Source organism: Rhizobium sp. 25PS6 (genome assembly GCF_032464655.1).
Classification (GTDB): domain Bacteria; phylum Pseudomonadota; class Alphaproteobacteria; order Rhizobiales; family Rhizobiaceae; genus Rhizobium; species Rhizobium laguerreae.
Map to the genome: position 1 here is coordinate 96,850 of NZ_JAWDIV010000014.1, position 13,426 is coordinate 110,275.

At 63.0% G+C, this 13,426-nt stretch carries 9 protein-coding genes; 5 read left to right on the forward strand and 4 right to left on the reverse strand.

Features of this window, described 5'->3' with window-relative positions:
• Positions 1 to 4 precede the first annotated feature (4 nt).
• The 4 genes from RWK44_RS20745 to RWK44_RS20760 all read right to left on the reverse strand — a co-directional run bounded on the left by RWK44_RS20745 (position 5) and on the right by RWK44_RS20760 (position 7,558).
• Positions 5 to 3,331, reverse strand: a complete 3,327-nt coding sequence (locus tag RWK44_RS20745; RefSeq protein ID WP_316029327.1) for a transglutaminase family protein — start codon at positions 3,329 to 3,331, stop codon at positions 5 to 7.
• Between the two features lie 103 nt (positions 3,332 to 3,434).
• Positions 3,435 to 4,817 (reverse strand): sensor histidine kinase, encoded by a 1,383-nt coding sequence (locus RWK44_RS20750; protein ID WP_221946875.1) that lies wholly within the window; start codon positions 4,815 to 4,817, stop codon positions 3,435 to 3,437.
• The gene (locus RWK44_RS20755) at positions 4,814 to 5,491 is read right to left on the reverse strand and encodes a response regulator (protein ID WP_003542898.1); all 678 of its coding nucleotides are present in this window, start codon (positions 5,489 to 5,491) and stop codon (positions 4,814 to 4,816) included. Before RWK44_RS20755 ends, RWK44_RS20750 begins: the two co-directional genes overlap by 4 nt.
• 198 nt (positions 5,492 to 5,689) lie before the next feature.
• Positions 5,690 to 7,558, reverse strand: a complete 1,869-nt coding sequence (locus RWK44_RS20760; RefSeq protein ID WP_221946876.1) for an adenylate/guanylate cyclase domain-containing protein — start codon at positions 7,556 to 7,558, stop codon at positions 5,690 to 5,692.
• Positions 7,559 to 7,991: 433 nt separating this feature from the next.
• Here RWK44_RS20760 and RWK44_RS20765 point away from each other — a divergent pair, with 433 nt between their 5' ends.
• From RWK44_RS20765 to RWK44_RS20785, 5 genes are all read left to right on the forward strand, one after another.
• Entirely contained in the window at positions 7,992 to 8,861 is an 870-nt protein-coding gene (locus RWK44_RS20765) for an ornithine carbamoyltransferase (protein ID WP_316029328.1), read from the forward strand.
• Positions 8,862 to 8,924: 63 nt separating this feature from the next.
• Complete coding sequence (locus RWK44_RS20770; RefSeq protein ID WP_168328206.1) at positions 8,925 to 9,971, forward strand: ABC transporter substrate-binding protein; 1,047 nt, start codon at positions 8,925 to 8,927, stop codon at positions 9,969 to 9,971.
• A gap of 381 nt (positions 9,972 to 10,352) precedes the next feature.
• The gene (locus RWK44_RS20775) at positions 10,353 to 11,297 is read left to right on the forward strand and encodes a Bug family tripartite tricarboxylate transporter substrate binding protein (protein WP_316029329.1); all 945 of its coding nucleotides are present in this window, start codon (positions 10,353 to 10,355) and stop codon (positions 11,295 to 11,297) included.
• Complete coding sequence (locus RWK44_RS20780; RefSeq protein ID WP_168283102.1) at positions 11,294 to 11,785, forward strand: tripartite tricarboxylate transporter TctB family protein; 492 nt, start codon at positions 11,294 to 11,296, stop codon at positions 11,783 to 11,785. The genes RWK44_RS20775 and RWK44_RS20780 overlap by 4 nt, the downstream gene beginning before the upstream one ends.
• A gap of 88 nt (positions 11,786 to 11,873) precedes the next feature.
• Positions 11,874 to 13,391: a tripartite tricarboxylate transporter permease gene (locus tag RWK44_RS20785; protein ID WP_168283103.1), complete on the forward strand. Its 1,518-nt coding sequence runs from the start codon at positions 11,874 to 11,876 to the stop codon at positions 13,389 to 13,391.
• The last annotated feature ends 35 nt before the right edge of the window (positions 13,392 to 13,426 follow it).

Genomic DNA, 13,426 nt, shown 5'->3' on the forward strand with positions numbered 1-13,426 from the left:
GGCCTCAAACCCCGGCGGGTCGCCTCAGATCCAGCGTCAGCGGGAATTCCGGCGAACCCGTCTCGACGCGCGGAATGTATCCGCCCGCCGTATGCCCCCACGGCTCGAACCGGGTGAGCCGTCTTGCTTCCGCCTCGTTACCGTTGACCGGGAAGGTGTCATAGGTCCGGCCACCCGGATGAGCAACATGATAGATGCAGCCGCCGATCGAACGCTTCGACCATGTATCATAAATGTCAAAAGTCAAAGGTGTGTTGATCGGCAGGACGGGGTGCAGGCCCGAGGCCGGCTGCCACGCCTTGTAGCGGACGCCGGCAACCGACACGCCCGATGTACCGGTCGGCGTCAGCGGCAAGGTGCGGCCATTGCAGGTGACGGTATAACGCGAGGCATTGCCGGTTTCGAGCCGCACCTGAAGGCGTTCGACGGAGCTGTCGACGTAGCGGGCAGTGCCGCCCGGCGCGCCTTCCTCGCCCATGACGTGCCAAGGCTCCAAGGCCTGGCGCAGCTCCAGCTTAGAACCCTCGTATTCGACCTCGCCGCAGAAGGGGAAGCGGAATTCGAGCTGGGCCTTGAACCATTCCGGGCTGACGTCGAAGCCGTTTTCGCGAAGATCGGCGAGCACGTCGAGGAAGTCGGCCCAGACGAAATGCGGCAGCATGAAACGGTCGTGCAGGGTCGTGCCCCAGCGGACGAACTTGCCGTCGACGGGATTGACCCAGAAACGGGCGATCAGCGCGCGCACCAGCAATTGCTGGGCAAGCGACATGCGCGCGTTCGGCGGCATCTCGAAACCGCGGAACTCGATGAGGCCGAGCCGTCCTGTCGGGCCGTCGGGCGAGAATAGCTTGTCGATGCAGATCTCGGCGCGGTGGGTGTTGCCGGTGACGTCGGTCAGAAGATTGCGGAACAGGCGGTCGACGAGCCAGGGCAGCGGTTGCTGGCCACGGCCGGGGGCTCCGATCTGCGCCATGGCGATCTCCAGCTCGTAGAGGCTGTCGTGACGAGCCTCGTCGATACGCGGCGCCTGGCTGGTCGGGCCGATGAACATGCCGGAGAAGAGGTAGGAGAGCGAGGGGTGACGCTGCCAGTGGAGGATCACGCTTTTCAGGAGGTCGGGACGGCGCAGGAAGGGGCTGTTGTTCGGATTGGCCGCGCCTACGACGACATGGTTGCCGCCGCCGGTGCCGGTATGACGGCCGTCGATCATGAACTTGTCGGCGCCGAGCCGGGTGGCGCGGGCCTCCTCGTAGATCGCCGTGGTGATGTCGACGCAGTCCTTCCAGTTCGAAGCCGGATGAATATTGACCTCGATGACGCCGGGATCCGGGGCGACGCGGATGACGTTGATGCGTTCATCCTGCGGCGGCGGATAACCTTCGATATGGACGGGAAGCTTGACCTCGGCGGCGGCGTTTTCGGCGGCTGCGATCAGCTCGAGATAATCCTCGATGCGCTCCACCGGCGGCATGAAGATGCAGAGCCTGCCGTCGCGCGGCTCGACCGACATGGCGGTGCGTACGGCGCCGCGAAGCTCGCCGAGCGTCTGTTCGACCCGGCCGCGATTGCTCTCGTCGGCATGGAAGGAGGCTTCCGGCATGGCCCGGCCGGCCGGTACGAAGACATCAGGCAGCGGTCCCCGCGGGATCGTCGGATCGGCGGGGTGGATATAGGGGTAACGCGCCGGGGGAACATAGGGCAGCGTGCCGAGCGGCAGGCGATATCCAATCGGACTGTCGCCCGGGACGAGGAAGATCTTGCCGCGGCGGGTGCGCCATTTCTCGCTGACCCAGACCCGTGTTTCGGCTGCTTTGGCGTTCCATGCCTGAACCGGAAGGACGTAACCGGTCGGGGTCGTGAGGCCGCGGGCGAAGACGCGGGCGATGCGGCTGCGCTCCTCGGGATCCTTCAGCTTCGAATTCGACGGATCGACATTTTCGGGAAGGCTGCCTTCCTTGATGATCCAGTCGGCCGGATCCTCATAGGCCGGCTGCACCATGTCAGGCTTGATCGCCAGCTCCTTTGCGATTGCCGTCAGGAGCTTTTCGGCATCCTCGGCTTTGACGCCGGTATCCTTGCCTTCGGCGGCGACCAGATCGAGGTTCTGCCAGACCGGCTTGCCGTCGCGGCGCCAGTAGAGCGAGAAGGTCCAGCGCGGGAGGCTTTCGCCCGGATACCATTTGCCCTGGCCGTAATGCAGGAAACCGCCGGGGGCGAAGCGTTCTTGCAACTTGCGGATCAGGATGTCGGCCTTTTCGCGCTTGGTCGGGCCGACCGCGGCGGTGTTCCATTCCTCGGACTGGAAATCGTCGATCGAAACGAAGGTCGGTTCGCCGCCCATCGTCAGATGCACGTCCTCGGCTTCGAGGATACGATCGACTTTCTCGCCGAGTTCGTTGAGCTCCTCCCAGCTTTCATCGGAAAAGGGCTTGGTGATGCGCGGGTGCTCGGCAACGCGCGAGACCTTCATGTCGAAGGCGAATTCGGTTTCAGCCTCGCCAAAATAACCGCCGGAGATCGGAGCGGCGTTGCGATAATGCGGCGTGGCGGCAAGCGGGATGTGGCTTTCGCCGGTCAGCAGGCCGGACGTCGGATCGAGGCCGACCCAGCCGGCGCCAGGCAGATAGACCTCAGCCCAGGCATGCAGGTCGGTGAAATCGACTTCGGTGCCGGAAGGGCCGTCAAGCGCCTTCAGGTCCGGCGTCAGCTGGATGAGGTAGCCGGAGACGAAGCGGGCGGCGAGACCGAGATGGCGCAGGATCTGGACGAGCAGCCAGCTGGTGTCGCGGCAGGAACCCTTGGCGCTTTCCAGCGTCTCCTCCGGCGTCTGCACGCCGGTTTCCATGCGGATGACATAGCCGATCTGTCGCTGCAGACGGGCATTCAGGCCGACGATCATATCGACTGTCGGCTGGTCGGGCGACCAGTCGAGCGTCGGCAGCAGCGCCTTGAGGCGCGGACCGGCCGGCTCCGGCGTCATGTAGATCGACAGATCCTCCTGGATCGTTTCAGGGTATCCGAAGGGCCACTTGGTTGCCTCTTCCTCGACGAAGAAGTCGAAGGGATTATAGACCGTCATGTCGGCGACGAGATCGACCTCGATCTTGAACTCCGTCACCGGGTCCGGAAAGACATAGCGGGCAAGGTAATTGCCGTATGGATCCTGCTGCAGGTTGACGAAATGGTTGGAGGGCGTGACCTTCAGCGAGTGGCTGAGCACCCGTGTCTTCGAATGCGAGGCAGGTTTCAGCCGGATGATCTGTGGGCCGAGGCGGATCGGCTTGTCATAGGTATAATGCGTCAGATGATAGATGCTGGCTTTGATCGACATATTTCTCTTTTTATCCGGCTCGCATCGTCGTGCGGCTTGCTGTTCCCGAAAATCAGTGTGTGCAATGCAGCGAAAGAAAGCAAGGCGGAAAGGTCGACGGCTCTTACGCTGCCTTGGTAAAGGTAACCGCCGCCCTCAGGCCCTTCCCGCCCGTGCCCGGCTCCAGCGTCAGCGCGGCATTGAAAAGATTGGCGATTTCTTCGACGATCGGCAGACCGAGACCGGCACCGGGCGCACTGGACTCATTGCCGCGCGAAAAGCGCCGGCGCACCGCCTCCAGCTTTTCGGGCGGGATGCCGGGACCGTTGTCCTCGATTTCGAGGCGGATCGTCTCTGACGCGGCGATGATACGGACGGTGACCTCAGCTCCGTTGCCGGCATAGGCGATGGCATTGCCGGCAAGGTTGCGCAGCATTTCGCCGATCAACAGCGGCTCGGCGCGGACCATCGCCGGGCTCTCGCCCTCGAAGCCGAGATCGATGCCGGCGACGGCGGCCGTCGGGATCTGCTCGCCGGTGATTTCCTGGGCGATGGCGGCGAGATCGATGGCGGAGGCGGTGAGCGCCTCCTTGGCGGTGGCGGCGTCGATCTTGGCCATCAGGAGAAGCTGGGCAAGGATGCGTTCGGCATGCGCAACCGCCTGGTCGCCCTTCAGTGCCGCCGCCTGCGCCTCATCAAGCGAGCCGGCACGGGCGGAAAGGGCAAGCTGGGTGCGGATGATTGCCAGCGGTGTGCGTAGCTGATGGCTGGCATTGCCGGTGAAATGGCGGAGCGCATCGAGCGCCGATTGCAGGCGGACCATGAAGGAATTCACCGTATCGACCAGTGGCTCGACCTCGCTCGGCACGGTCTGCTTGATCGGATGCAGGTCATCGGGGCTGCGTTCGCCGATGGCGTCGCCGAGCTTGTAGAGCGGGCGCAGAGCCACCGTGACCGAGATCCAGACGATGACGGCGGCGCCCGCGATCATGAAGGCAAGACGGAGTGCGGATCGGACGAGGATTGCCCGCGCCAACTGCCGGCGGGCGATGGTGGTTTCGGCGACCGTCACCACGAAGGGCACGGAGCGGATGCCTGTCGAGGCCGAGCGTTCGAGTGTGGCGACGCGGATCGGTTCGCCGCGGAAGGTGTCGTCGGCGAAGGCGGCCGCATCGCCCGGCGTTTTCTCGAGGACCGGCAGGGACTGGTAGCCGGTGATGAATTGGCCCGGCGGGCCGTCGACGCGGTAGAAGACGCGATCCTGCGCGGCCGAGGTCAGCATCTCCAATGCGACATAGGGGATATCGACCTGCAGCGTGCCGTCCTCGGCGACGACGACGCGCTCGGCGATCGCCAGCGCGGAGCCGGCGAGCACGCGGTCGGAGACGATATTCGAGGTCTGGACCGCTTCGCGATAGGTGTCGGCGAGTGCCAGCGTGCCGATGACGGCGGTCGAGACGAGCAGCCAGAAGAGCAGCCGGCGCCGGAGGGAATAGGCGGCTTTCATGAGGCCTCGGGCAGCTTGTCGAGATAATAACCGATGCCGCGGGCGGTCTTGACGGTCAGGCCGTGCGGCGACAGGCGCTTACGCAGGCGGCTGACATATTGCTCGATGGCATTTGCGGAAATGTCGTCGTCGAAGGCCGTCAGCGATTGAATGATCGCCTCCTTGGCGACGACCTTGCCGGCCCGCATGAAGAGGATTTCGAGCAGGCCGAGCTCGCGGGCGGGAATATCGAGCGGCGTGGCACCTGATGAAAAGGTGCGGGAATTGAGATCGAAGGAGATGCCGCCGAAGCCGACGGTCGCCGAGCGCAGCCCGGCCTGGCGGCGCAGCAGCACGCGCACGCGGGCCTCGAATTCGGCGATATCGAAGGGCTTGATCAGATAATCGTCAGCGCCGAGATCGAGCCCCTTCACCCGCTCTTCCGGCGTGCCGCGCGCGGTCAGGATGAGGACGGCCGCCTGGTTCTGCCGGGCGCGCATGGCACGCAGCACGTCGAGACCGTCCATCTCCGGCAGGTTGAGGTCGAGGATCACCAGATCGAAATTTTCCGCTGCGATGACCGCATTGGCAGACGCCCCGTCATGGACGACATCGACGGCATGGCCCGTGCCGCGCAAGATCGCCGACAGGCCGTCTGCCAGCGCGATATTGTCTTCGGTGAGCAGGATGCGCACGGATGTTTCCCCTGTTTTTCAAGGGAGATTACAGAGATGAAGCAGGGATGTCACAGCGATTTTCAAGCTTACAGCGCCGCGCGTCCTTCAGACGCGCAAAGGACGCTGTAACACTTTGAATCCACGCATCGTGCTTTCCGAAAATCGATTCCGATTTTCGGGCCGATGCGCCAGTGAACGGCCGGGAAAAGCTCGACCTCAGCTCCCGGTCCTTTCGATCCGCTCGCGCTGCATCATTGCGGCGGCGAGCAGCTTCCGGAAGCGGGGGTCGTCGCGGATGTTGTCGAGATCGGAATCATTGTCGAACCATTTGATATGGTAGACGGAGCTGTTCGGCAGCAGCTTCTCCAGCAGATCGATCGCCTGATCTACGTCGCCGAGGACGGAGTAGACGCAGGCGAGATTATACTGCGCGACGATGTCGTCCGGATCGATGGCGATCGCACGGGCCGCCCAGTCGCGTGCCCTTGCCGCGTCGCCGAGATGGGCAAGCGCCAGCGCGCCGCGATGGGCGGGGCCTGAATTTTCCGGGTTGACGTTCAAGGCCCGTTCGGCGCGCAGCAGGCCGAGGCGCGCCCAGTTTTCCGTATCCAGCACCCGGCCGAGCGAGCGGTAGGCGGACATCAGGTGGATCGGCGAAACGTAATCATCAGAGCGGATTGCGGCGGCGCGGGTGAAATATTGCACGGATTCGGCGAAGTTGCCGCGCATGAAGAAGAACCGGGCATAGTGGAAATTTGCTTCGAAGAGGTTCGGGTCGAGCGCCAGGGCACGTTCGAACGCCGCCGCCGCCCTATCGTCGTAGCCGCTCTGATGCAAAGCGAGACCATGGGAGGCGTGGGCCTCCGGGAGGTCGGGATCAAGCGCGAGGGCGCGGGCGCTCATCTCGAGGATGCGCCTCAGCGGCACGTCGTCAGGCGCCCAGTCACGGATCGCCGCGTCGCAATCGGCGATGCCGGCATAGGCGCGGGCATAATCCGGATCGAGCTCGACCGCCTTGCAGAACATGCGCCTTGCGAGCTGGAGATAGGATTTGGTCCAGGTGTGGGAGAGCTGACGGCCCCTGAGATAATAGGTATAGGCCTCGGCATTGGCGGTCGGCTCGTTGGCGATCGCCTTCTTCTCTTCCGGCAGTAGACGCACTTTCAACTGGCCGACGATCGCATGGGTGATCTCGTCCTGGATGGCGAAGATGTCGGTCATGTCGCGGTCGTAACGCTCGGCCCAGAGATGGTCGCCATTGGCGGTGTCAATCAGTTGACCGGAAATGCGCACGCGATTGCCGACGATGCGCACACTTCCCTCGAGCACGTAGCGTACGCCAAGCTCCTGGGCGAGCCGCTTCACCTTTACCGATATGCCCTTGTAGGTGAAGATCGTATTGCGCGGCACGACGTGCAGGCTGGAGATCTTGGAGAGATCGGTGATGATGTCTTCGGTGATACCGTCGGAGAAATAATCCTGGTCGGCATCGCCGCTCATATTGGTGAAGGGCAGCACCGCGATGAAGCAGGTATTGCGGTTCTGCGCGACCAATCTGGCGGAGGAAGGCGGCGCTAAGCTGACGGTGTAGACCTGAACGGGCTGCCGGATGTTCTTCAGCATATGTTCGCCGATGAATTCGAAGCCGAGATTGAGGCGCGAGCCGACCTGCTCGCGCACCGAGGCCGACACGGCGATGCCGCCCGGCGCTGCGATGCGCTCGAGCCTGGCGGCGAGATTGACCCCATCTCCGAATATGTCGCCGTTCTCGACCACGACGTCGCCGAGATTGATGCCGATACGGAATTCGACGCGTTCGTCCTTGGGCACGTTCTCGTTGCGGGCCGCCATGCTGCGCTGGATTTCGGCAGCGCAGGCGACCGCATTCACCACGCTCTGGAATTCGGCAAGGATGCCGTCGCCGGTGAGTTTGACGATCCGGCCCTTGTAGTCTGAAATACGAATGTCGACCAGCTCGCAGCGATGGCGGTTCAGCGCCTGCAACGTCCCGGATTCATCAATGCCCATCAGTCGGCTGTAGCCGACGACGTCTGCAGCAAGAATAGCGCTCAGTCGTCGTTCCATGACCCCTCCATGGATCTTCACAGTTTAGTCTAGCTTTTTATAGAGTTTTTGTCGCGTAGAGTCGTCCCCCGAATAATAAATTCGGGCGGTCTCGACATTTTTGCGCGGCAGCGCGACCATATAACGTCGCCGATCTTCATCAATACTCTAAATGGGTGAAGGGCGGCGTCAGCCCATAATCCTTTGTGATGAAAGGACAATTCACATCCGAGAAAACGGAGTGTTTTGCTTTCGTAGATACTTTCTGGATCGGTATCATAAAACCGATCGCCGATTGATTTAAGCTTGCGCCGGACCCAGCAGCATGGCTTGGAAGACGAATCGCGAGGATATCCAATCGCGGTATCGAATGTGATTCGCGGTTGCTTCGGCGATTGCCGTGAGGCCAACGAAAGTTATTGTGGCGACGTTTCATACCTGACGGAGATTTTGGATGACAGGTTCGGCCCGGAATTTTCTGGAGTTTCATGACATTCCGGAAGCCGGACTTCGGTTGGTCATCGGTCGCGCCGGTGTACTTGCCAAAGCCTGGGATGAGCGCACGATGCCGCAGAGCCTTGCGGGCAAACGCGTCGCGCTGATCGTCGATGATGGCGGCTGGCGCAATACCACCGCCTTCGATCTCGGCATCCAGGCGATGGGCGGTATCTGCGTGCATGTGCCGATCGGCTTCAATGCCAAGGAGGAAACCGGCGATCTGTCGGGTTATCTTGGCAACTGGTTCGACATGCTGGTGATCCGCACCAGGGAGTTTGCGACATTGAAGGCGGTGGCGGCAGCCTCGCTGCTGCCTGTCATCAATGCGCGCACACGCTCTAACCACCCTTGCGAGACGCTCGGCGATCTTGCCTATATCAACAGCCGGCGCGGTTCCATCGACGGGTTGAAGGTCGTTGGCGTGGCGGCGGACGCAAATATCCTTCGCTCCTGGGCCGAAGCATCGATCGCATTGCCGATTAAGGTGGTGCAGGTCTATCCCGAACGCTGGCACATCAGCGACGCCGCGCTGCTCAATGGACGCTTCCGCGTGAGCACCGATATGGGCGAGTTATCGGATGCCGACGTTATCATCACCGATTCATGGCCGAGTGACGCCGCTGGGGAGGCGCTCGCCGGCCACCGGATCGATACCGATCTCCTCGACCGTTTGCGGGAGGATGCGATCTTCCTGCCGTGCCCGCCGGTTTCGCGCGGCCAGGAGGTGGCGGCCGAGGCGATGGAACATCCGCTCTGCCAAAGTCGCGCCGCCAAGGCCTTTCTGCTACACGCGCAGAATGCGTTGATGGAGTGGGTCGCTGCCTAGTCCGGCGCCCTTGCTCCTCCCGGCGCGCTCAGGCATTGTTGCTTGATGAGGAGAGTTTTCATCTTGCTGCTGGCGTTCTGGCCGGGCTTTGCGCTCGCCGATCCTGTCTTCTATCCGGCGAAGTCGGGCAATGCCGATGCGCCGGTGCTGACGGTTTATTCCTCGCTCGACGAGCCGCTGGCGCAACCGATGATCCGCGGTTTCCAGGACGCCAATCCCGATGTCGCGGTCAAATATGAGGATATGCTGACCGGCGACATCTACGACCGGATCGTCAGGGAGACGGATGCCGGCAAGAAGACGGCGGATTTCGCCTTTTCCTCGGCGATGGACCTGCAAGTGAAGCTTTCCAACGACGGATATGCACAGGTCAGCAACCTGCCGATGAGTGCTGCATGGCCGAAATGGGCGAACTGGCGCAACACCGCCTATGCGCTCACCTTCGAGCCGGCGGTGTTCGTCTATCACAAGCCGAGCTTTGCGCATGAGCCGGTGCCGAGTTCGCGGGCTGAATTCGTCGACTATCTGAAGCGCAAGGGCAACGAGGTCTACGGGCGGATCGGCACCTACGATATCGAGCGTTCCGGCGTCGGCTTTCTTTTCATGGCGCGCGACCAGGAGCAGTTCGGCGACATCTGGTCGGTGATCAGGGCGATGGGGGCTGCCGGCGTCAAGCTTTATTCGACGAGTTCGGCGATCCTCGAACGCGTTGCCGACGGGCGCTTCGTGCTCGGCTACAATATTCTCGGCTCCTATGCGGCCGACTGGGCCTCGCGCTATCCCGATGTCGGCATCGTGCTGCCGAAGGATTATACCGTAGTGATGTCGCGGATCGGGCTGGTGCCGCAGGCCGCCGCCGAGCCGGAGCTCGGTCGGCGTTACCTTACCTTCTTCATGTCGAGGGAAGGGCAGACGATCATGGCGCGCGAGCTGCAGATCCCGGCCGTCAGCCCCGAGGTGGCAGGGGAGAATACCGCCAATACGCTGCAGGAACTGCTCGGCGCCCAACTGCGGCCGGTGCCGGTGAGCCCCGGGCTCATGGTCTATCTCGACCAGGTGAAGCGGGCGCGGCTGATCGCGCACTGGAACGAGGTTCTGCGGACTCAGTGAAGGCGTCAGCTTTCAGCCTGATCACCCTCTTTACAGAGCTTTGGGTCGCTCCGCCCGTACCTCTCGTCGGATGAGGCTCGCAGCCGTACTTCGGCGGCGGGTAATACACTCGCCATTGGCAATGAAGAGCCGGGATTTAGATCGGCACCTGCCAATTACGGCAAAAAAGTGTCGTCTCCTTCTGGATATCTCGCCGATGTCAGCTAAATGACAGGTTGTTGTGGTCGCTTTGGCTACTTCTTCTCCGTGGAGGCGGAGAGCTGAAGCCTTGGGAGGGTATTCCGCTCGTCATTTAGGACGCTTGCGTCCGCTGACCGGCCATTCCTCCCGATTCCCAGAGAATAACAGGCGGTTTGCTCAGCCGCCGACGGAGGACACATCGTGAAGCATACATTCATCGCAACCCTTTTTGCAGCGACCATCGCGCTGCCGGCCTATGCGGCCGACTACACCATCATCGCGCCGGCCGCGCCCGGCGGCGGCTGGGATCAGACGGCCCGTTCGCTGCAGACCGCGCTGCAGCAGGAGAAGATCTCCGGCAACGTGCAGGTCCAGAACGTTCCCGGCGCCGGCGGCACCATCGGCCTTGCGCAGTTCAGCAGCCAGGCTGCTGGCAACCCGAATTCGCTGATCGTCGGCGGCTATGTCATGGTCGGCGCGATCCTCACCAACAAGTCGCCGGTGACGCTCAAGGACGTTACGCCGATCGCCCGCCTGACCGGCGAATATGAGGCCGTCGTCGTTCCTGCAGCCTCCGAGATCAAGACGATGGCCGATCTGGTCGCGGCGCTGAAGAAGGATCCGGGCTCCGTTTCCTGGGGCGGCGGTTCGGCCGGCGGCACAGACCATATCACCGTCGGCCTGATCGCCAAGGCTTCCGGCGTCGATCCGACGAAGATCAACTATGTCGCCTTCTCCGGCGGCGGTGAAGCGCTCGCCGCCATTCTCGGCGGCCAGGTCACGGCCGGCGTCTCGAGCTACAGCGAGTTCGAATCGCAGGTGAAGTCAGGCACGCTCCGCCTTCTCGCCGTCTCCAGCGACAAGCGTATCGACGGCGTCGATGCCCCGACGCTGAAGGAAGCCGGCACCGACGTCACCATACAGAACTGGCGCATGGTCGCCGCTGCCCCCGGCCTGTCGGCAGAGCAGGTGGCAAGCGTCACCGCCGATTTCGAGAAGCTGCACGGCTCCGCCACCTGGCAGGAAACGCTGAAGACCAAGGGCTGGGCCGACACCTATCTGTCCGGCGACGCCTTCAAGGCGCAGCTCGAAAAGGATATCTCGGCCACTGAGAGCATTCTCAAAGACATCGGACTTGTTCAATGAGCGAGGATAACACCTCCTCGGCAACCGAGCGCCGCCCTGATTGGGCGGCGTTCATTATTGCCGTTTTCCTCTTCGCCGTCGCCGGCGTGATGGCCTGGGACGCGTCGCATCTGAAAACGATCGCGCAGTACGACCGCATCGGTCCGGCGACAGCGCCTCAAATGGTGGCATTTGGCCTCTTCTGTCTCGGGATCTGGACCGCCTTCGAAGCCTGGCGCGGCGATTTTCCGGAGCGTGACCGGCAGGAAGTCGCACCCGTCATCTGGATCGTCGCCGGTCTTGCGGGCCAGATGCTGCTCCTGCGCGTCGCCGGCTTCTCGATCGCAACAGGCATCCTCTTCGCGCTGACGGCACGCGGCTTCGGCAAACGCAAGCTCTGGATCTCGCTGCCGCTTGGTATCGTCCTAAGCTTCGTCGTCTGGGCGATCTTCTCGCAGCTGCTGCAACTGACGCTGCCGGCCGGCCCGCTCGAACATCTGTTCTTCTGACCGCGCGGGACGCGCTGTCAGCTCTTTTGATTTTGCGCGGCGCCCGGTTGCCAAACGCACGGCCGGGAATGCCGCTTGGGACACCAAGATGAGCACATTCGAATTCCTATGGCAGGGCATCCTGGTTGCGATGCAGCCGATGAACCTGGTTTATGCGCTGGTCGGCGTGACGCTCGGCACCGCCGTCGGCGTGCTTCCCGGCATCGGCCCGGCTCTCACCGTGGCGCTGCTGCTGCCCGTCACCTACAAGCTTGATCCCGGCGGCTCGCTGATCATGTTCGCCGGCATCTATTACGGCGGCATGTATGGCGGCTCGACGACCTCGATCCTGCTCAACACGCCGGGTGAAAGCGCTTCGATCGTCACCGCGCTCGAGGGCAACAAGATGGCGCGCGCCGGGCGCGGCGGACCGGCGCTGGCGACAGCGGCGATCGGCTCCTTCGTCGCTGGCCTGATCGCCACGCTCGGGCTTGCCTTCATCGCGCCTTACATCGTCAAGCTGGCGCTGGTCTTCGGGCCGCGCGAGTATTTCGCGCTGATGGTGCTTGCCTTCGTCACCGTCTCCTCGGCGTTTGGCGACTCCGCCTTGCGGGGCCTGACCTCGCTGTTCATCGGTTTCGCGCTCGCCATGGTCGGCATCGACCAGCAGACGGGGCAGGCGCGGCTTTCCTTCGGCATCCCCGACCTGCTCGACGGCGTCGAGGTGACGACGCTGGCGGTGGCGATGTTTGCGATCGGCGAGACCCTTTATATCGCCGCGCAGGGCAACCGGATCGCGGAGAAGGTCGAGGCAGTCAAGGGTTCGCTCTGGATGAATGCGCAGGACTGGTCACGTTCGTGGAAACCCTGGCTGCGCGGCACGCTGATCGGTTTCCCGATTGGCGCAATGCCCGCGGGCGGCGCCGAAATCGGTACCTTCCTCTCCTATGCGACCGAAAAGCGGCTGGCGAAAAACCCGGAAGAGTTCGGCCATGGCGCGATCGAAGGCGTGGCCGGTCCCGAGGCGGCGAACAACGCATCGGCCGCCGGCACGCTGGTGCCGCTTCTGACGCTCGGCCTGCCGACGACGGCGACGGCGGCGATCATGCTTGCCGGCTTCCAGCAATACGGGCTGCAGCCGGGGCCGCTACTGTTTGCCACCAATCCGCAGCTCGTCTGGGGGTTGATCGCCAGCCTGCTCATTGCCAATGCGATGCTCTTGGTGCTGAACCTGCCGATGATCGGGCTCTGGGTGCGACTGCTGACCGTTCCGAAGCCATGGCTCTATGCCGGCATCCTGCTGTTTGCGACACTCGGGACGATCGGCGCCAATCCGTCGGTGTTCGAGCTCGGCATGCTGCTCGCCTTCGGTCTGCTCGGTTATGTGATGCGGCTTTTCGGCTATCCGATCGCGCCTGCCGTCGTCGGCCTGATCCTCGGGCCGCTTGCCGAACAGCAGCTGCGCCGGGCGCTGGCAATCAGCCAGGGCGACGTCACGACGCTGGTGATGTCGCCGATCGCGGCAGGCCTGCTCATCGTTGCAGCGGCCGCCTTCCTCATCCCGCTGATCCTGCGGCTGCGCGGCAGGGGCCAGGTGCTCTCGCAACTGGCGGCAAACGAAGACTAGCGCATCGGCCCGAAAATCGGTTCCGATTTTCGGAA

What these genes read in the sequence shown, in the direction of transcription:
- RWK44_RS20745 (WP_316029327.1), bottom strand. Translation starts at nt 3,331, where the DNA reads ATGTCGATCAAAGCCAGCATCTATCATCTGACGCATTATACCTATGAC.
- RWK44_RS20750 (WP_221946875.1), bottom strand. Translation starts at nt 4,817, where the DNA reads ATGAAAGCCGCCTATTCCCTCCGGCGCCGGCTGCTCTTCTGGCTGCTC.
- RWK44_RS20760 (WP_221946876.1), bottom strand. Translation starts at nt 7,558, where the DNA reads ATGGAACGACGACTGAGCGCTATTCTTGCTGCAGACGTCGTCGGCTAC.
- RWK44_RS20765 (WP_316029328.1), top strand. Translation starts at nt 7,992, where the DNA reads ATGACAGGTTCGGCCCGGAATTTTCTGGAGTTTCATGACATTCCGGAA.
- RWK44_RS20780 (WP_168283102.1), top strand. Translation starts at nt 11,294, where the DNA reads ATGAGCGAGGATAACACCTCCTCGGCAACCGAGCGCCGCCCTGATTGG.
- RWK44_RS20785 (WP_168283103.1), top strand. Translation starts at nt 11,874, where the DNA reads ATGAGCACATTCGAATTCCTATGGCAGGGCATCCTGGTTGCGATGCAG.